This window comes from Geodermatophilus saharensis, assembly GCF_900188205.1.
GTDB classification, from domain to species: Bacteria; Actinomycetota; Actinomycetes; order Mycobacteriales; family Geodermatophilaceae; genus Geodermatophilus; species Geodermatophilus saharensis.
The window spans coordinates 289,581-308,506 of the sequence record NZ_FZOH01000006.1 but is presented as its reverse complement, the minus strand read 5'-3'; the positions used below and the strand labels follow the sequence as shown (position 1 = coordinate 308,506).

The 18,926-nt window shown below is 71.8% G+C and carries 17 protein-coding genes and 2 tRNA genes; 12 read left to right on the top strand and 7 right to left on the bottom strand.

Annotated features, from left to right (window positions below):
- Positions 1 to 219 (bottom strand): helix-turn-helix domain-containing protein (locus CHC04_RS16475; RefSeq protein ID WP_141233828.1); only part of this gene is annotated, 219 nt, incomplete at its 3' end.
- A gap of 1,014 nt (positions 220 to 1,233) precedes the next feature.
- Between CHC04_RS16475 and CHC04_RS16470 the strand changes: the two genes are divergently transcribed.
- From CHC04_RS16470 to CHC04_RS16460, 3 genes are all read left to right on the top strand, one after another.
- On the top strand, positions 1,234 to 1,614 hold the full coding sequence (locus CHC04_RS16470) for a hypothetical protein (RefSeq protein ID WP_141233826.1): 381 nt from the start codon (positions 1,234 to 1,236) through the stop codon (positions 1,612 to 1,614).
- A gap of 159 nt (positions 1,615 to 1,773) precedes the next feature.
- Entirely contained in the window at positions 1,774 to 3,072 is a 1,299-nt protein-coding gene (locus CHC04_RS16465; protein WP_089405057.1) for a TRAFs-binding domain-containing protein, read from the top strand.
- A 192-nt stretch (positions 3,073 to 3,264) separates the two neighbouring features.
- Positions 3,265 to 3,654 (top strand): TIR domain-containing protein, encoded by a 390-nt coding sequence (locus CHC04_RS16460; protein ID WP_176450044.1) that lies wholly within the window; start codon positions 3,265 to 3,267, stop codon positions 3,652 to 3,654.
- A 498-nt stretch (positions 3,655 to 4,152) separates the two neighbouring features.
- Here the strand turns inward: CHC04_RS16460 and CHC04_RS16455 are convergent, their stop codons facing one another.
- Positions 4,153 to 4,776, bottom strand: a complete 624-nt coding sequence (locus tag CHC04_RS16455; protein ID WP_089405001.1) for a Thoeris type III anti-phage system protein ThcA — start codon at positions 4,774 to 4,776, stop codon at positions 4,153 to 4,155.
- Positions 4,769 to 5,926: a Thoeris type III anti-phage system protein ThcB4 gene (locus CHC04_RS16450; RefSeq protein ID WP_089405000.1), complete on the bottom strand. Its 1,158-nt coding sequence runs from the start codon at positions 5,924 to 5,926 to the stop codon at positions 4,769 to 4,771. The genes CHC04_RS16455 and CHC04_RS16450 overlap by 8 nt, the downstream gene beginning before the upstream one ends.
- 863 nt (positions 5,927 to 6,789) lie before the next feature.
- Between CHC04_RS16450 and CHC04_RS16445 the strand changes: the two genes are divergently transcribed.
- Positions 6,790 to 7,644, top strand: a complete 855-nt coding sequence (locus tag CHC04_RS16445) for an alpha/beta fold hydrolase (protein ID WP_089404999.1) — start codon at positions 6,790 to 6,792, stop codon at positions 7,642 to 7,644.
- Positions 7,645 to 7,859: 215 nt separating this feature from the next.
- Here the strand turns inward: CHC04_RS16445 and CHC04_RS16440 are convergent.
- Positions 7,860 to 7,930 (bottom strand) — tRNA-Gly (locus tag CHC04_RS16440).
- Positions 7,931 to 8,212: 282 nt separating this feature from the next.
- Positions 8,213 to 8,719: an ester cyclase gene (locus CHC04_RS16435; protein ID WP_141233825.1), complete on the bottom strand. Its 507-nt coding sequence runs from the start codon at positions 8,717 to 8,719 to the stop codon at positions 8,213 to 8,215.
- 121 nt (positions 8,720 to 8,840) lie between these two features.
- Between CHC04_RS16435 and CHC04_RS16430 the strand changes: the two genes are divergently transcribed.
- The 8 genes from CHC04_RS16430 to CHC04_RS16395 all read left to right on the top strand — a co-directional run bounded on the left by CHC04_RS16430 (position 8,841) and on the right by CHC04_RS16395 (position 17,279).
- A complete protein-coding gene (locus CHC04_RS16430) occupies positions 8,841 to 10,286 on the top strand; it encodes an amidase (protein WP_217897405.1) in 1,446 nt (481 codons plus the stop codon).
- A gap of 38 nt (positions 10,287 to 10,324) precedes the next feature.
- Positions 10,325 to 10,398, top strand: a tRNA-Pro gene (locus tag CHC04_RS16425).
- A gap of 89 nt (positions 10,399 to 10,487) precedes the next feature.
- Entirely contained in the window at positions 10,488 to 11,990 is a 1,503-nt protein-coding gene (gene tig / locus CHC04_RS16420; protein ID WP_089404997.1) for a trigger factor, read from the top strand.
- Positions 11,991 to 12,241: 251 nt separating this feature from the next.
- Positions 12,242 to 12,877, top strand: a complete 636-nt coding sequence (locus CHC04_RS16415) for an ATP-dependent Clp protease proteolytic subunit (RefSeq protein ID WP_425432458.1) — start codon at positions 12,242 to 12,244, stop codon at positions 12,875 to 12,877.
- Positions 12,878 to 12,897: 20 nt separating this feature from the next.
- Complete coding sequence (locus CHC04_RS16410; RefSeq protein ID WP_089404996.1) at positions 12,898 to 13,524, top strand: ATP-dependent Clp protease proteolytic subunit; 627 nt, start codon at positions 12,898 to 12,900, stop codon at positions 13,522 to 13,524.
- Between the two features lie 306 nt (positions 13,525 to 13,830).
- The gene (clpX, locus tag CHC04_RS16405) at positions 13,831 to 15,105 is read left to right on the top strand and encodes an ATP-dependent Clp protease ATP-binding subunit ClpX (RefSeq protein WP_089404995.1); all 1,275 of its coding nucleotides are present in this window, start codon (positions 13,831 to 13,833) and stop codon (positions 15,103 to 15,105) included.
- A 249-nt stretch (positions 15,106 to 15,354) separates the two neighbouring features.
- The gene (locus CHC04_RS16400; protein WP_089404994.1) at positions 15,355 to 16,260 is read left to right on the top strand and encodes a DUF559 domain-containing protein; all 906 of its coding nucleotides are present in this window, start codon (positions 15,355 to 15,357) and stop codon (positions 16,258 to 16,260) included.
- 89 nt (positions 16,261 to 16,349) lie between these two features.
- Entirely contained in the window at positions 16,350 to 17,279 is a 930-nt protein-coding gene (locus tag CHC04_RS16395; protein WP_089404993.1) for an oxygenase MpaB family protein, read from the top strand.
- 49 nt (positions 17,280 to 17,328) lie between these two features.
- Here CHC04_RS16395 and CHC04_RS16390 read toward each other — a convergent pair whose 3' ends face one another.
- Both CHC04_RS16390 and CHC04_RS16385 read right to left on the bottom strand, forming a co-directional pair.
- Positions 17,329 to 18,018 carry a hypothetical protein gene (locus tag CHC04_RS16390; protein ID WP_089404992.1) on the bottom strand — a complete coding sequence of 230 codons (690 nt, stop codon included), beginning with the start codon at positions 18,016 to 18,018 and terminating at the stop codon, positions 17,329 to 17,331.
- Positions 18,019 to 18,026: 8 nt separating this feature from the next.
- The gene (locus tag CHC04_RS16385) at positions 18,027 to 18,908 is read right to left on the bottom strand and encodes a polysaccharide deacetylase family protein (protein ID WP_089404991.1); all 882 of its coding nucleotides are present in this window, start codon (positions 18,906 to 18,908) and stop codon (positions 18,027 to 18,029) included.
- Positions 18,909 to 18,926 lie beyond the last annotated feature (18 nt).

The window sequence follows — 18,926 nt, the reverse complement described above, 5'->3', positions numbered from 1 at the left end:
CGTCTCCGGTGAGGTCCGCCGGGGCATCCGATGCGGCCGCGAGGAGCGATCGGCCAGCCCGGCCGCACCCTCGGTCCGCCAGCGGCGCACCCACTTGTAGACCGTCTGCCGGCTGATCCCCAGCTGCTTGGCCACCTCACCGGGCCGATGACCAGCCAGGACACGAGCGATGATCAGCTTGCGGGCGTAGACGGTGGTGCGGGCATTAGCGTGAGCCACGGAGACCTCCGGTTGGCGATGGTGACGTCAAGCACCACCACTCCTCCCGGAGGTCTCCTTCATGATCAAGCCGACGCGCCGAACGTCAACAACGTCCCTGGTTGCGACAGCTAGGCGATGTCATCGTCCTGATGTGAGCACGCTGCGAGCAGGTCATGGGTGATCCACGAGATCGAAGGAGCGTGGTCCGACAGGAGTCCGCTGCTCGGCATCCGCGTTCACGGTGTTTCTTCGCTCGGTGGAGTCGACACCGCCAGCGCCGACCCCTTCGACGAGGCGGACGTCGGCTCTGTTCCTGCCTTCGATCCGACAACGACTGATTGGACGGGAAGATCGACAGCAGGAAGCCCCGTTCCCAGTTGACGCACGACCTGAGGACTGGGCGGGCCGGGGTGGGATCAGGGCCGCATGGGTAAGGGAAGAGACCTTCGAGCTCTGCAGGATCGCGAAGGATCGAGAACTGATCGCTCGCGCGGTATCCCGTGACGATTCGGCGACCCGGATCTCCACTGCATCCGCGACCGAGGTCGGGCGTCGCCCTGTGGTGCGGGCACTTCGATTCCCTCGGCCCTGACTGTGCTGGCTGGCGGTGGGGGACCTCAACAGGGCTCAGCGGAGACCTCGTTGAGTGCGATAGGTCGCCTTGGCTGCGCGACGGGCCGCCCGCCAGTTGCCGACCTGGTAACCGACGTAGCCGCCGACGGCGGCGCCCACCGCCAACGACGTGACCACTAGTTCCATGACCGGGCGCTCCGCTCTCGAGGATCGTGCCGTGTCGCGCCCGCGACTCTGGCTCAGTCGGCGGGTTCCGCCGCGCACCGTGCCGGGGAGAGTGGCGTGACCGGCGCAGCGACTGTGCGCCGATACCGACCGTCAGCGCCCTTGTCGCACCCGTGACGAGGACCTCGGGGATTCATGGCGTCACCGCCGGCCGCTCGCCGAGCGCGCCGGACCGCACCGGTGAAGTGTGCGTGGCGCGTTGTCCCCGTTGGCGAAGTCCGCGACTCTCCGGCGATGTCCGATGTCGAGCACCTCAAGATGGTCCAGGCGGTCATCGGCCGGCTCGCCGGCAACTCGTTCCTGCTCAAGGGATGGTCGGTGACACTCGCCGCGGCACTCTCCGCCTTCGCGAGGGTCGACAGCGACCGGAGTCTGGCGTGGATCAGTGTGGGAGTCGTCGTGGTCTTCGCCGGTCTCGACGCGTACTACCTCGCCGTGGAACGTGCGTACCGCGAGCTCTACGCGGCAGCCGTCGCTGACAGGGTCGGTGTCCACGTCATGCGGGTGAGCAAACCGGGAGCCTGTGGTGTGTCTCGCGCTCTGCTCAGCCCCTCCGTGCTGCCATTGCATGCCGCGGTGCTGGTCGGTGCCACGGTCGTCGCGCTCAGCACCTGAGGTGGAGAGCCCCGTGCGGCAGCTGCTGCGCCCAGGACCGTGTCGAGGAGAGGTCGTGCCGCAACCCAGTCGCCTCGAGGTGGAGTGCGAACCGGGGTCGAGGCGCCCCCCGGCGCGGACGTGGAGCCCGGGGTGACCAGACCGCTGTGCTTCGTGCTCATGCCCTACCACGCCGTTCAGGACGACGACGGGGTGCGGATCGACTTCCGGGCGGTGTACGACCGGCTCATCGTGCCGGCAATCACCGAGGCCGGGATGGAGCCGCTGCGGGCGGACGAGGACCCCGAGAGCCGCGGGATCTTCCAGAAGTCCATGTTCGAGCGGCTCGTCGTCTGTGAGTTCGCGCTGGCCGACCTGTCCACGGGCAACGCGAACGTGTACTACGAGCTCGGAGTGCGCCATGCCCTGCGGCCGTACAGCACCGTCCTCATCTTCCGTGAGGGCTACCGGCTGCCCCTCGACGTGGCGCACGGGTCGGCCCTGTCCTATCCCGTAGGTCCCAACGGCGAGCCCGAGGACGTCGCTGGGACGACGAACAGGCTCGTGACCCGTCTGCGTGCCGCTCGTGACGCTCGGGTCGACAGCCCCGTGCACCAGCTGGTCACCGGGCTTCCGGTGCTGGAGGTGGACCACGAGCGGATCGACAGCTTCCGGATGCACGCGGACCGCGAGGAGCAGCTGCGGCGGAGGTTGGAGCGGGCGCGTCGGACCGGCCTCGAGGACGTCCGGCTCGTCGAGGCGGACCTGGGCCGTACGGAGGACCTCGCGCTGCGGCCGGCGATCGACCTGCTGGTCACCTACCGGTCCCTCTCGGCATGGCAGGACATGACACGGGTCGTCCGCGGCCTGGCCAAGCCGGTGGCCCGGGTCGAGCTGGTGCAGCAGTTGTTCGCGTGGGCCCTCAACCGGGCTGAGGAGGACGCAGAGGCCGAGGCCGTGCTCAACGACCTGCTGGCGCGGCGGCCGAGCAGTGAGACCTATGGCCTGCTCGGGCGGGTGTACAAGGACCGCTGGGAACGGGCTCGCGGCGCGGCACGGCGTTCCGGCCTCCTCGGTCGGGCCATCGACGCCTACGTCAAGGGCTTCGAGTCGGACTGGCGTGATCTCTACCCGGGGGTCAACGCCGTCCTGCTGATGTCCCTGAGCTCACCGCCGCACGAGCGCATGGCGGAACTGCTCCCGGTGGTGAGCTGGGCATCGCGACGGCGCCTGGCGCGGCAGGACCGGGAGCCCGACTACTGGGATCATGCCACCGATCTGGCACTCGGAGTGCTCACCGGTGACCGGGCGCGGGCCCACAAGGAGCTCGAGTGTGCGCTGGCCGTGGTCCGTGACCGGTTCGAGCCCGAGACGACGGCTCGGGACCTGTCCTTCGTCTCCGAGGCCATGCGGGCCCATGGCGAGGACGCCACCTGGGTGGAGGAGATCGTCGAGGAGTTGCGCAGTGAGGGACCGTAGGGGCGGGGCGACATCACCCGGATGGACGCTCGCCAGGGTGGCGGGGAGCCGCAGGGGCACCGTGCCGTGATCAGGCCGGTCAACGGCCCCGGGCAGGATGCGGTCTCGGTTGGCCTGCTCGGTGAGACTTCACGTGAGGACGCCCACCGGTCATACCGGCGGGATCACCCTCGACCCACCACTCTGCTGCTGATGCGCTTCGACGACACACCCACAATGGGAGCCATCGACGCCGGCGTCCGCGCGGCGGCCACTCGGCACGGGCGGGACGTCGTCCGTGCCGATGATCGCGACTACACCGGGGAACTCTGGGCCAACGTCGCACTCTGCATGCACCACAGCGACCTGGTCATCGCCGTCCTCGACCAGATCGAGCAGAGTGACTGCGACGCCAACGTGATGGTCGAACTCGGGTTCGCGCTCGCTGCCGGACTGAGGTGTCTGATCCTCGTCGAGCGCCGGATGCACGGAGTGCCAGCAGTCCTGCGCCACCGCCTCACCTATCCCTTCGACGCCCTGGAGCTACCCGGGTCGATCGACCGCCAGGTCGACAACTGGTTGGAGCGCAACAGGGGAGGATGAGTCACCTCGAACAAGGAGATGTCGAGGGGACAGGGCTGCGACCGACCGGTGGTGCGCCCGGTATCCACTGAGTGCCGTGTGCGTCCTCGCCGACTCCAACGGGCTGCTGACCATAGCCTTTCAGAGGATCCGGGTCGACGTCGGCTTCGACCGCCCCGTCAAGCGGCGCGCACTCGAGAAGGGCTTCAGGGCCCAAGGCCACTCAAGGACATCTGGTTCTCTTGTCCGTACTGCCACATGGAGACGGCGATGGCCTTCCAAATGGGCCTGCCGATCCTCGTGATCGCCGTGAAGGGCGTGCGCTCGGAGGGGGTCCTGGAACCGGGAGTCCTCGTCGGTGACATCCCCAGTTCGATCTCGTTAGCAGGTCCGTCGACGCATTCCTGGACGGCGAGCAGTGGAAGCAGCTGGTGCGGACGTGGGAGGGACAAGTCCGCGAGGTCTCCACCCGGAAGGGACTACCGCCCAAGTTGTACACGTGGTGAAGGCTGGCGGCGGCTACGCCTCGGCCAGGTACCGGACGAGTTCCGCACTCACGAGTGGATACCGCGGTGATCGCAGCCAGCCGAGAACCTCCGGAGGCAGCGGACGGCCGTCCGGGCCCTGTGCAGACAACATCGCGGCTGCCCCTCCCGGCGCCGCAATCGGGAGCCGGGGGACCGATGGGCGGAGTTCTCCTACCCAGTCGAACTCGTCGAGGATGCCTTCCATCCCTCCGATGAACAGCGCTGCGGCCAGGTCTGGACTGCCCCCGATCATCTCCCGTCGCATGAGCGCCAGGTTCTCCCGGAGATCGCCCACGGTCGGTGTGGCGACGATCCTGCCGAACCCCTGACGCTCGAGGTCACGCGTCGGCTCGGTGATCTGGTCACGGAACTCGTCGGACTGGTAGACGTCCACCGCGTTCCGAGCGTCGTGGTCTGCAGCCACCCTCAGGACCAGCGGCGTGATGGTGGGGTGGCCGCCGAACACCAGTCGGCCGTTTGCCGTGATTACGGCGCTGACGAGCGCCGTGACGGCATCGGCGACGGCGTCCGCGTCGTACGGCTTGAAGCGCTCGCCACGTTCGCCCGAGGGAAAGCTCGCCGACAGCAGGATCGCACGGTCCCTGAGGTCAGCCACCGACGGCCTCGTCGAGCAGCATCGTGGACAGCGACCGCCCGTCGCCGATCCAGGTGACGATCTCCTGCGCGACAGTGTTCAGGTCCGCGGCCGGGTGGACGACGATCCCCACCATCTCCCCGCTGCTGGGGTCCCGGATCAGCGGCTGCCGGAGACCGTGCAACTGGTGCAGGTCGCGCGGCGTGGGTGCTCGGACCGTGGTCAGGTAGATGCGTGCCTCACCACCTGGGGAGGAAGGGGGGTGTGCGACGACCGCCCAGTCCGCGGCGGGCACCACTTGGTAGCCCTTGTTCACCAGCACCTCCGTGAGCGATCCCAGCAACTGCTCGCGGCGCCGGCGCACGAGGCCGGAGTAGCGGGTCTCGACCTCGTCGATCACCTGTTCCAGCGCAGCCGACGTGAGCAGCGGATCCGCCTCGGTGCCCGGGACGATGTCCGTGGCGTCGAGTTCTTCACGGAAGGCGTTGTCGACCGTCGGGAACCGCCGATCCGCAGGGACCCCCGGCAGCGTCAATGCGAGATGGCTGATGTGGTGTCGCATCGCGTACGCCACCTCCTCCTCCACCCACCGTGAGTCCCTCGCGGAGGGGCTCTCGATGAAGAGGACGAACGCCTTGTCAGCGAGGTCGATGTGGATTTGCCGCTGGAAGTCCACTCCGACGTCGACGCTGAACCGATCGAGGAACACGTCGAACCCCCGTTGCACGAGAGCCGTGTGCAGTTGGAGGGAGAGACGAGAGGCGTCCGTCCGCCGATAGCTGAGGAACAGCTTGCGGTCATCCTCGCCGAGGCCCACAGCTCGCAGGACCACCAGCGCCGCGCGACGGGGGTCGCCCCAGGAGATCGCGTTCAATCGCTCCAGGGTGGATGGCATCGCGGCGCGGACGTCGACCTCACTGCTCCGGTGGATCGGGACGATCGGGTAGCCGGCTCCAGCCAGCCGACGCAGCTTCTCGGCCGCGCTGCTGGCTCCATCAACCGTCGCCAGGTACACCACGGCGGCGGGGCTGTCGGCATCGTCGCCAACGTCGTCGACGACGTGGATGCGCTCCTCGGGCAGGCCCGCGGTGCGCGCAGCCTCACGGACTTCACGCTCGACCTCGTCAGCCCACGTCACTTCGCCCTCGTGCACCATGACGATGCGGTACATCCCTGACCTCCCCCGCCAAGCGCCGAGCGCAACCCAACCACGGCGCCCGGCCGGTCACCAGGCTCCGTCCTCGGCCCGGCCAGACCATGGCCGTGCCGAGCGTCGCCTGCGAGGTGCATGGCAGCCGGGGGATTGGTTAGGCGTCTCGTGGGAGGTCCCCACGTTGACAGCTCGCACGCCGCGGCCTCCCATGTCCCCATGGGACCCGCCACCGGCCCCTGATGCCGCAGTCGGACTCCACTGCGGATCCGACGGGTGGCCTTCTCATCTCGTACGCCCGCGAGGATCGGGAGTTCGTCGAGCGGCTCTGTGCGCGGTCGAAGGCTCAGCAACGAGAGGTGTGGGCGGACTGAGAGGGCGTCCCCGCCCGCGCGGCCTGGCGGGCTGATTTGGCGGAAGCGATCGAGGTTGCGGACGTCTTCGTCTTCGTGATCGGTCCGGACTCCGCTCCGCGGGTGCATCTCTCCGTCGACGAGCGTCGGGGACGGCGACCATCGACGACGTCTGACGAACCTGCCCTGATGAGTCCGCCGTCTCTGATGCAGCGGCGTGGGGACCCCCTTGACTGGGGCCACGCCACGCGGCGGCCCGTCTTGTCGTACCCCAACCGGGGCCGCCTCGGACGGTGGCTGCGACTCACGGCAGTGCCTGGAACACGCGAACGCCGGACAAGGAGGCCACCGACATGTTGAGAGGACCTACCGTCACGACCGTCGGAGGTCTCACGCGAACGAGAGCACGGTCATGAGCAACGACGATCGCTACCACCGGTCCCCTCCACAGCGGCAGCCGGGACGCGGCATGCCACCCCAAATCGATCCCAGCCCCCGCAGGTCCGCGCCTGCCTCCGAGGCGAGAACGCAGTGATCGGGTCGGTCGCGGGACCGGGCCCGCGACTCGCGTATGAAAGGTGGCAGGGCGGGTCCGGCCCAGCCCTGGTCCTCGTGCACGGCGGCGCCCACAACCTGCGGGTGTGGGACCGAACGATCTCCGGGTTGACCGGTATCGGTCCTGTGATCGCCTACGACCTGCGCGGTCACGGCGGCTCGGAAGGCGACGGTGACCAGAGCCTGGCCACGCACGCCGCGGATCTCGGCCGCGTTGTGGACCACCTGGCGCTGAGGCGGCCGGTGATCGTCGGCCACTCCTTCGGGGCCAGCATCGCGTTGACCTACGCCAACACGGTCGGTTCCTGCCGGGCGCTCGTCTTGCTGGACGCTCTGGTCCGGGGAATGGCGGCCACCTACCACACGTCCGCCGCTGACGTCGCCTCCTCACTGGATGCGCACTCCCGCTTCACCGGCGATGACGCCTCGGCTGATGCGTGGATCGAGCGTTCCGTGGCCATGGAACCTCCCGAGCAGCGCCCGGTCTGGAAGGCCGTCGCCAGACGATCCTTGCTACGCCACGCTGGCCGGGCCGCCGAACGACCCTCCCGTGAGGAGGTGCTGGCGCTCATCGAAGCGCAGTTCGGATGGACGCCCGAGGAGATGTGGGAGGAGCTCACCGTCCCGGCGCTGCTCCTCCTCGCCCGGACTGGCGAGCCTCCGCCCGCCGGGCCGGATGAAGAGCTGCGGCACAGCGCCGTCCGGCGATTGGCGCGGCGCCCGGGCGTGCGCGTGACCTGGATCGACTCCGACCACAACCTCCCGGCCTGTCGGTCCGCAGAGGTCGTCGCGGCGATCACCGGCTGGCTGAGTACGACCCCTGCACGGTGAGGATCACCGCGCACGGGTCACCGGGCCAGCTGGGCCACGTGGCCCCGACGGGAGACCCGACAGGCCCTCACGAAGCCCCGTCTGCGTGAGCGGCGTGATCCGTTCATGACCCACGCAGCGGAGAACCGGGGCCACGAGGAGCCCAGACAGGCCGTTCGGAGGCTTCCCCCGACCTTCCCCAGGGGGCCTGACAGGTTGGTTGAACTGCGGTTAGGAGCGGGTGACGGGAATCGAACCCGCATGGCCAGCTTGGAAGGCTGGGGCTCTGCCATTGAGCTACACCCGCGAGACCGTGGGAGCGAACGTGTGGGAACCCGTCCCCTCGCCACGAGAAACCAGGCGACCAGAGTCGACCAGGTTCCGGTCCGGGACGAGGGTAGCGCGCCCCGGATCCGGGACGTGCCCCGCTCCCCGCCGACCACGTGCCCTACGGCGGGCCCGAGGACTCCGGGGCGGGGCGTGGCTGCGGTCCCGGAGGGCCTTGGAGGAGGGGGCGCTGCTCCGAGCCGGCATCGACCGCTGGCCGACGGACGGACACCGGCCTTGCCGGCTCGGCGCCGTCCGTGCGTCAGCCGCGCAGCCGGCGCTTGAGCTGGGTTCGAGCGTTGAACATCTTCTTCACCATGCGGTCGGCAGGCGAACCGTCAGCCGGGAACATGCCCAGCTGCCGTGCGTACTCCATCTGGTCGTACGCGACGAACCCGCTGCGGATGCGGCCCTCCCGGACGACGAAGTGGTCCATGCCCTCGAGCGCGATCGCCTTCCCGGTCGGCGCGACCCCCTGCAGCGGGCCGCGATGGGTCCCCGTCATGCGCCAGTGGACGAACACGTCGTCGCCGTGCTCGGCGAGAGCGAGGATCTCGACGTGGAAGTCGGGCATCCCGGTGAACGTCTCCTCCCAGAAGCCCACGATCTCGTCCGCGCCCCGGCAGACCCGCTGCGGGAAGTGGTCCACGGTCTCGTCGTCGTAGAGCTGCCGCAGTGACGAGGAGTCGTGCGCGTTCAGCCGGTCGAACGTCCAGCGGATGACCGCTCCGGGCGTGACGCCGACGGGTATCGGGACGGGGGAGGTCATGGGGCAGCCTGGCACCGGGCCGTCCTCGTGCCAACCTGCTCCTCCTGCGGCACCCGTGACCCGAGCGGCCCACCTGGCGCGGCCCTCCCGGCGGCCGCCGTGCCCGCTAGCGTCCGACCCCGTGACCGAGACCACGTGGCTGGACGCGACGGCGCAGGCGGAGCTCGTGCGGCGGGGCGAGGTGAGCCCGGCCGAACTGGTCGAGGCGGCCATCGCCCGCATCGAGAAGGTGAACCCGCAGCTCCACGCCGTCGTCCGGGACCGGTTCGAGGACGCCCGGACGGACGCCGCCGGCGAGGTGCCCGACGGCCCGTTCCGCGGCGTGCCGTTCCTGCTCAAGGACATCGGCTGCCACGTCGCCGGCGACGAGACCCGCTACGGGACGTCGGTCCTCGCCGGCGTCCGCTGGCCCCACGACAGCCACCTCGGCCGGCTCTTCCGCGAGGCCGGCCTGGTCACCGTCGGCCGCACCAACGTGCCGGAGTTCGGCACCACCGTCACCACCGAGCCGCCCTGCAACCCGCCGGCGCGCAACCCGTGGGACCCGGCGCACTCGGCCGGCGGGTCCTCGGGCGGCTCGGCGGCCGCCGTCGCCGCGGGGCTGGTGCCGATCGCGCACGCCAACGACGGCGGCGGCTCGATCCGCATCCCCGCCAGCCTGTGCGGCCTGGTCGGCCTCAAGCCCACCCGCGCCCGCGTCAGCCAGGGGCCCGACGTCGGCGAGGGCTGGGCCGGCGCGACCATCGACGGCGTCGTCACCCGCTCCGTCCGCGACACCGCCACCGCCCTGGACTGGATCGGCCGCCCCATGCCCGGCGACCCCTACACCGCTCCGCCGCTGCCGCGCCCGCTGGCCGAGGAGGTCGGCGCCCCCGTCGGCCGGCTGCGCGTGGCGCTGCTCGACACCGACCCGCCCGACGCCCACCTCGACTCCGCGCACTGCCGCGCCGCCGTCGAGCACGCCGGCCGGCTGCTGGAGGACCTCGGCTGCGCGGTCGAGCCTGGCACGCCCGACCGCATGTTCGACGAGCGCTTCTCCCGATCCTTCAACGCGACCATCGCCGCCGACGTCGCCCTGACCGTGTCCGCCTTCGAGCGGGTCCTCGGCCGCCCGATCACCGATGACGAGCTGGAGCCGCGCAACGCCGCCTACCGCGCCGCCGGCTCGCGGATGTCGGCCACCGACTACCTGGCCACACGGGCGTGGCTGGGCCACTGGGTGCGCAGCGTGGCCGCCTTCTGGGCGCCGCCGGAGCTCGGCGGCAGGGGAGTGGACCTGCTGGTGACGCCGACGGTCGGCGCGCCCCCGCCGGAGCTGGGCTGGTTCACCGCCGCCGGGCCCGAGCAGGAGGGCCGGCGGATCAACAGCTACATCCCCTACACCGCGCAGTTCAACGTCACCGGTCAGCCGGCGATCAGCCTGCCCCTGCACCGCACCGACGACGGCCTGCCGGTGGGCGTGCAGCTGGTCGCCGCATACGGCCGCGAGGACGTGCTGGTCCGGGTCGCCGCCGCGCTGGAGCAGGCCGCGCCGTGGGCCGACCGCCGGCCACCCGTCGCCGGCTGAGCCCGTCCCGGCGGCACGCCTAGACTCGGGAGCCGCCACGGGGTGTGGCGCAGCTTGGTAGCGCACCCGCTTTGGGAGCGGGGGGCCGTGGGTTCGAATCCCGCCACCCCGACCCCGCTCCCGGCGTCTCTCTAGACTCGGGAGCCGACCCGGCGCCGGTCCCGGCGTCGCCCTTCCGTCGTACCGAGGAGCACTGCCGCTGTGAAGAGCACCATCGAGGAACTGGGCCCCACGCGGGTCCGGATGGCGATCGAGGTGCCGTGGGGAGACCTGGACCACGCCTTCGGCGAGGTCTACAAGGAGCTCAAGCGGCAGGTCCGGGTCCCCGGGTTCCGCCCCGGCAAGGTGCCCGAGCGCGTCCTCGACCAGCGGGTCGGCCGCCCCGTCGTCCTCGAGCAGGTCGTCCAGCACGCCATCCCCGAGGTCTACTCCGAGGTCGTCCGCGAGAACCAGGTCCGCGTGATCGGCCAGCCCGACATCGAGGTCACCCGTCTCGACGACCGCGACACCCTCGCCTTCACCGCCGAGGTCGACGTCGCCCCCAGGATCGAGCTCCCGCCGCTGGAGGACCTCGCGGTCACCGTCGACGACGTCGAGGTCACCGACGAGGAGATCGACCAGCAGGTCTCGGTCATGCGCGAGCGCTTCGCCATGCTCACCGCCGTCGACCGCCCCGCCGAGGACGGCGACCACGTCTCCATCGACCTCGAGGCCCGCGTCGACGGCGAGGTCCTCGAGGACGGCACGACCAGCGGCATGTCCTACGAGGTCGGCTCCGGCTCGATCATGCCCGGCCTCGACGACGCCGTCCGCGGGCTGTCGGCCGACGGGTCGGCCACCTTCCAGACCGACCTGCACCAGGGCCCCCACGCCGGGCGGCAGGCCGACGTCACCGTCACCGTCCGCTCGGTCAAGGCCAAGGAGCTGCCCGAGCTCGACGACGAGTTCGCCTCCACCGCCAGCGAGTTCGACACCCTCGCCGAGCTGCGCGACGACGTCCGCACCCGGCTGGGCCGCGCCAAGACCATGCAGCAGGGCGCCCAGGCCCGCGACAAGCTGGTCGAGCACCTGCTCGCCTCCACCGAGGTGCCGCTCCCCGAGGGCCTGGCCGACCGCGAGCTGGAGTTCCGCAACAACGCCCTCGCCGGCGAGCTGCAGCGCGCCGGCATGGACTGGGACACCTTCCTGTCGATGTCGGGCGTCGAGGACCGCGAGTCCTACGACGCCGAGCAGCGCAAGAACATCGAGGAGGCGATCCGCACCCAGTTCGTCCTCGACGCCATCGCCGACGCCCGCGAGATCACCGTCGACAACGACGACCTGTCGGCGCAGATCGTCGCCCAGGCCCAGCGCAACCGGACGACGCCGGAGCAGTACGCCCAGCAGCTGCAGCAGAGCGGCAACATCGCCGAGTTCGTCGCCGACGTCCGCCGCACCAAGACGCTGGCCCAGCTGCTCGAGCAGACGACGATCACCGACGCGTCGGGCAACGTCGTCGACCTCGACGCGCTGCGCCCGCAGACCGTCCGGGCCGGGGCCGAGGACACCGCCGACGCCGGGAACACCACCGCCGACACCGGGGACGAGTCCGAGGACGCCGCCGCGGCCGACGACGAGGCGCCCGACGCCGAGGTCGCCACCGCGGTGGCCGTCGAGGCCGCCGAGGGTGCCACCGAGGACAGCGGGGACGTCGCCAAGGGCTAGCAGCCCCGCGCTCCCCGACGGACGCCGTCCTGCCCCGCGTGCGCGGGGGAGGGCGGCGTCCGTCGTCTCCGCCGCCGGCGCTGCGCCGACGGCGAACAGGGCCCCGCGCCGGGACTGCGGGCCCGGGGGTCCGCGTTAGGGTCGACGTGACTCGGGGACGACGCCGGGGGTACGGCCCGCAGGGGCCGCCGGTCCCGCTCCCGCCCACCGAGAGACCGACTCGACCCACGCCAACGGAGGTCACCACACCCGTGAGCACCGACCCGAACCCGGCGTACTCCCCGCTCCTGCGGGGTGGCGCCGGTGGGATGAACCTCAACGACTCGGTCTACGAGCGCCTGCTGCGCGAGCGCATCATCTTCCTGGGCACCCAGGTCGACGACGTCATCGCCAACCAGCTGGCCGCCCAGATGCTGCTGCTGTCTGCCGAGGACCCCAAGCAGGACATCCACCTGTACATCAACTCGCCCGGTGGCTCGGTGAGCGCCGGCATGGCCATCTACGACACGATGCAGTTCATCGACTGCGACGTGGCCACCTACGGGATGGGCCTGGCCGCCTCGATGGGCCAGTTCCTGCTCACCGCCGGCACCAAGGGCAAGCGCTACGCGCTGCCGCACGCGCGGATCATGATGCACCAGCCCTCGGCCGGCGTCGGCGGCACCGCGGCCGACATCGCCATCCAGGCCGACCTGTTCCGGCGCACGAAGCGCGAGCTCAACGAGCTGCAGTCCTTCCACACCGGTCAGAGCATCGAGCAGATCGAGAAGGACTCCGACCGCGACCGCTGGTTCACCGCCCAGGAGGCCCTGGAGTACGGCTTCGTCGACCACGTCGTCAGCCGTGCCGCCATGACCGACAGCACCAACCCGGTCACCGACAACTGACGGTTGAGAGGAGAACTGCCATGAGCTTCGAGATGCCCTCCAGCCGTTACGTGCTGCCCTCCTTCGTGGAGCGGACCAGCTACGGCATGAAGGAGTCCAACCCGTACAACAAGCTCTTCGAGGAGCGCATCATCTTCCTCGGGGTGCAGATCGACGACGCGTCGGCCAACGACGTGATGGCCCAGCTCATCACGCTCGAGTCGGCCGACCCCGATCGCGACATCACGATCTACATCAACTCGCCCGGTGGCTCCTTCACCTCGCTGATGGCCATCTACGACACGATGATGTTCGTCCGGCCCGACATCCAGACCGTCTGCATGGGCCAGGCCGCCTCGGCCGCCGCCGTCCTGCTCGCGGCCGGCACCCCGGGCAAGCGCCTGGCGCTGCCGTACTCCCGGGTGCTGATCCACCAGCCCTCCGGCGAGGCCGGCGGTCAGGTGTCGGACCTGGAGATCCACGCCGCGGAGATCGAGCGGGTGCGCACGCAGATGGAGCAGATCCTCGCGCGGCACACCGGCCGGACGCCGGAGCAGGTCCGCTCCGACATCGACCGCGACAAGATCCTCACGGCCGAGGAGGCCAAGGAGTACGGCATCGTCGACCAGGTCATCCAGAGCCGGAAGCTCAACGCGCTCCCGGCGTGACCGCCGTCGTCCCCCGGACGGGACGGGAAACCCGCGCGTGTCGCGGTCGTACCCCGTACCGTTCGGGGGGCAGTGCCGGGAGTGACGAGCGAGTCGAGCGCCCCCGGCGCACCGGGGCGTCGGAGTCCCGCGGCGTCGGGAGCGACGGGTACGGTCGGCGAGCGCCCGATCCCCGGCCAGCAGCGCCGGGAGGACCGTCCTCGCGGCACCCGCCACCAGCGGGACCGAGCACGGGCACAGCAGTGACACGACATCCGCAGGCCCGCTTCCCCAGGGTCTGCACCCCCCCGAGGTGGAGGTCAGCAGGTGGCACGAATCGGTGAGAGCGGTGACCTGCTCAAGTGCTCGTTCTGCGGGAAGAGCCAGAAGCAGGTCAAGAAGCTCATCGCGGGCCCCGGCGTCTACATCTGCGACGAGTGCATCGACCTCTGCAACGAGATCATCGAGGAGGAGCTCTCGGAGTCGTCGGACCTGAAGTTCGACGAGCTGCCGAAGCCCCGCGAGATCCACGACTTCCTCGAGCAGTACGTCATCGGCCAGGAGAAGGCCAAGCGCACCCTCGCCGTCGCCGTCTACAACCACTACAAGCGGGTGCAGGCCGGCGGTGAGCGCTCCAGCCGCGACGACTCCGTCGAGCTGGCCAAGTCCAACATCCTGCTGATGGGCCCCACCGGCTGCGGCAAGACGCACCTGGCCCAGACGCTGGCCCGGATGCTCAACGTGCCCTTCGCGATCGCCGACGCCACGGCGCTGACCGAGGCCGGCTACGTCGGCGAGGACGTCGAGAACATCCTGCTCAAGCTGATCCAGGCCGCCGACTACGACGTCAAGCGCGCCGAGACCGGCATCATCTACATCGACGAGGTCGACAAGATCGCCCGCAAGAGCGAGAACCCGTCGATCACCCGCGACGTCTCCGGCGAGGGCGTGCAGCAGGCGCTGCTGAAGATCCTCGAGGGGACGACGGCGTCGGTGCCGCCGCAGGGCGGGCGCAAGCACCCGCACCAGGAGTTCATCCAGATCGACACGACGAACGTGCTGTTCATCGTGGGCGGTGCCTTCGCCGGCCTGGAGAAGGTCATCGAGCAGCGGGTCGGCAAGCAGGGGATCGGCTTCGGCGCGGAGATCCGCGGCAAGAAGGAGATCGAGGCCTCCAGCGCCTTCGCCGAGGTCATGCCCGAGGACCTGCTGAAGTTCGGCATGATCCCCGAGTTCATCGGCCGGCTCCCGGTGATCACCAGCGTGCAGGCCCTCGACCGGGACGCGCTGATCCAGATCCTCACCGAGCCGAAGAACGCGCTGGTGCGCCAGTACCGGCGGCTGTTCGAGCTCGACGGGGTGGAGCTGGACTTCACCGACGACGCCCTCGAGGCCATCGCCGACCAGGCCATCCTCCGCGGCACCGGCGCCCGCGGGCTCCGCGCGATCATGGAGGAGGTGCTGCAGTCGGTGATGTACGAGGTGCCCAGCCGCGACGACGTCGCCTCCGTGGTCATCTCCAAGGAGGTCGTGCTGGAGCACGTCAACCCGACCATCGTGCCGCGCAAGCCCACCCGCGAGCGCCGCGAGAAGAGCGCCTGATCTCCTGACGCACCGCTGACGAGCCCGTCCCCGACCCGGGGGCGGGCTCTTCTGCGTGGGCGGACCGGAGCGTGTGCGCCGGCGCCGGGTTCCGCGGGGCCGGGTGGGGAGCGTGTGCGCCGGCGCCGGGTTCGGGGGCCCATCCCGCGGCGTGGGCGCACACGGTCGCCGTCGTCCACGGGTCGGCCGGCCGTCCACAGCTCGTGCCGCCCGCGCCCGCCCGGCGGCGGTCCCGGCGAGCCTCGCCGGATGGCACACGACCCGGCGACCGTCGTCGGCCCGGACGGGTGGGCGACCTGGGAGGCGCTCACCGCCCGGGTGGACCGCGGCACCCTCACCCGCTGGGTGGCCGACGGGCTGCAGCCCGGCGTCTACGCGCTGCCGGGCGCGGCCGGGGACTGGCGGCTGCGGGTCGAGGCGGCGACGCGGTCGTGCGGCGGCGTGGTCAGCCACGGCTCCGCCCTGGCGCTGTGGGAGCTGGCCCCGCCCGGCGGCCCCGTCCACCTCACCGTGGGGTTCACGCGCAGCGGCCGGGGGACGCCGGGCGTGGTCCTGCACCGCACCCGGGACCTCGACCACAGCGTGCGCCGGGTGGACGGGCTGCCGGTGTCGCGTCCCGCGCGGGCAGTGGTCGACGCCTGGGCCCGTCCCGGCGCGCTGACCAGGGACGAGGTCCGTGCCGCCGCCATCGACGCCGTCCGTCGCCGGCTGTGCCGGCCGGCGGACCTCGCCCGGGAGATCCGGCGTCGGCCCTGCCTGCCCGGGCGGGCGGCGCTGGTCGAGCTCACCCGGCTGCTGGCCGAGGGTTGCCGCAGCGAGCTGGAGATCTGGGGGTGCCTGGCCGTGCTCCGCGGGCCCGGCATGCCGGCGTTCACGCTGCAGCGCCGCCTCGAGGTCGCGGGGGAGGCCTTCTTCCTCGACGCCGCCTACGAGGAGGTGCTGCTCGCCGTCGAGATGGACGGCGCCGCGTGGCACGGCTCCCGAGCCCAGCGCGAGCGCGACATCCGGCGCGACGCGCTCGTGGCGACGGCGGGCTGGCAGACGCTGCGGTTCGGGTTCCGGCGGCTGACCGGCGAGCCGGAGGCGTGCCGGGCCGAGATCCGCGCGGTCCACCGCGCCCGCCGCCGCCTCCTGCACCCCGAGCGTGTGCGCTGACGCGGCAGACGGGCGCCCGGAACCCGGCGTGGGCGCACACGCTCGCAGTCAGGCGGCGCACGATCCGGTCGGGTGGCACCCTCGACGGCGTGCGCGTCCTCACCGCCCTCCCCGACGCGGCGCGCGCGGCGTTCCGCTCCCGCGTGTCCGGGGACCCGACCGGTGCTCCGGACTGGGTCCGCGACATCGCCCGCGTGGGGACCGGGCCGGGGTGGTTCGAGCCCGACGGCGTCGTGTGGCGGGTGCACGGTGACCTCTCGACCCTCGTCGGCGGGGTCGCGGCCCTGCTCGGGCAGGCCGCGCACCCTCTCGCCCTCGCCGGCGTGCAGCAGCACTCGGCCTACCGCGAGGACCCGTGGAAGCGCCTCGCCGGCACCGCCCGCTGGCTGGTGGTGACCACCTTCGGCTCCGCCGAGCTCGCCGAACGCGAGGCCGCCCGGGTGCGCGGCATGCACGGCAGCGTCCGCGGGCGGGTGCGCGGCCGCCCCTACTCCGCCTCCGACCCGCAGCTGCTGCGCTGGGTGCACCTGGCCTTCACCGACGCCTTCCTCGCCGCCCAGCAGGCCGTCGGCCGCGACCTCGCCGCCCGCTTCGGCCGCTCCTGGCCCGACGCCTACGTCGCCGACTGGGCCCGCAGCGCCGAGCAGCTCGGCGCCACCGACCTGCCGCGCAGCGCCGCCGAGCTCGCCGACGCGCTGGCCGCCTACCGCCCGCAGCTGGCGCCCGTCCCCGACTCGCTGCGCGCGTTCCTCGCCGCCCCGCCGGGGCTGAGCGCACCGGAGCGGGTCTTCTACCGCGGCCTGTCGGGTGCGGCCGCGCAGCTGGTCTCACCCACCCTCGCCGGGTGCGCCGGCGTCCCCGGCCGCGGCCGGGGCGCAGCGGCGCCGGTCGCCGTCGCCCGGGCGCAGCTGAGCGCCCTGCGGCTGGCGCTGGGCGACCGCAGCCCGTCGGAGGAGGCGGCCCGCTGGCGGCTGGGCCTGGGGCCGGCCCCGGACTGGGCCCAGGACGACGCCGCCTGACGACGCCGCCCGACGACGCCGCCTGACGACGCCGCCCGACGAGGCCGGCTCACCCGACGTCCGTCCACGCCCCCAGCACCGTGGGCCCGAGCGCGTCGAGGACCACCGTCGCCCGCCCGGCGCCGACCCGGGTGCGCGTGCGCTCGCCCGGCGGGCGGCCCGGCAGCCGCAGCGCGAGCAGCGCCGCCAGGGCCGGGACCCGGTCGGGCGGCACGGTGACCGGCACCCCGGGCAGCCGGCCGGCGACCGGACCCCAGCCCGGCAGCGCCGCGGCGTCGAGCCAGTCGACCCGCACGTGCCGGCGCAGCGGGTCGGCGAGCAGCGCGGCGAGCACCGGCCGCGGGTCGCCGTGCGCGGCCACCACGCCGGACCGGCCGGACACCAGCCGCTCGGCCCAGCCGGGGACACCGGCGTCGACCGCCCCGGATGTGGGCCCGTGCACGAGGACCACGGGACGGCGTCGGTCCGGCGCGGGCAGGTGCCTCCCGGGGGCCGGCGGCAGCTCGACGTCGGCGTCGGCCGGCGGCCCGAGGGAACCGACCAGGGCGGTCAGCGTGCCGGCCACCAGCGAGGCGCCGGTGGGCCGGCGTACGAGCCAGCCCCCGGCCACCGGCCGGACGTCGACGGGCCGGCCGGCCGCCGCGCGCACCACCCGCGCGGCGGCCTCGCGACCCCCCGCGGAACCCAGGAAGGGCGCCGCCCAGTCGACACCGGAGCGGGCGCCGCAGCCTCCGCACACGCGGGCGCTCAGCCCTGCCGGGGGAAGCGCGCGGCGTAGTCGTCGGCGATCTGGTCGAAGGTCGTCCAGCGCACCCCCTCGTGACCGTTCACGTGCTCGATGAGCCGCTCGAGCATGAGCAGCACCTGCGGCCGCCCGGAGACGTCGGGGTGGATGGTGAAGGTGACCACCGCGTAGTCCATCTCGCGGTACACCCAGTCGAACTGGTCCTGCCAGGACTCGCCCAGGTGCCGCGGGCTGACGAAACCGTGGCTGTTGGGGCTGGTCTTGACGAACATCATCGGCGGCAGGTCGTCGAGGTACCAGTTCGCCGGGATCTCGATCAGGTCGGTCTCCTCGCCGCGCACCAGCGGCTCCATCCAGGTGTCGGCCGGCTGCGAGTAGTCGATCTTCGTCCAGGTGTCGCCGACCCGGACCCGGTAGGGCGTGAAGTCGTCGTGCATGAGCGAGTGGTCGTACTTGATGCCCCGCTCGAGCAGCAGCTCGTTGGTGACGGGGGAGAACTCCCACCACGGCGCGACGTAGCCGGTGGGCCTGCGGTCGGTCACCCGTGTGATGAGCTCGATCGAGCGGTCGAGCACCGCCGCCTCCTGCTCGCGGCTCATCGCGATGGGGTTCTCGTGGCTGTAGCCGTGCACGCCGATCTCGTGGCCGGCGTCGACGCACCGGCGGAACTGCTCGGGGAAGGTCTCGATCGAGTGCCCGGGCCAGAACCACGTGGTCGTCATGTCCCGCCGGGCGAAGAGGTCGAGCAGCCGCGGCGTGCCGACCTCACCGGCGAACATCCCGCGCGAGATGTCGTCCGGCGAGTCCTCACCGCCGTAGGACCCCAGCCACCCGGCCACCGCGTCGACGTCGATCCCGAAGGCGCAGAGGATCTCCTTGGCCATGCCACTTCCCTTCCTCGG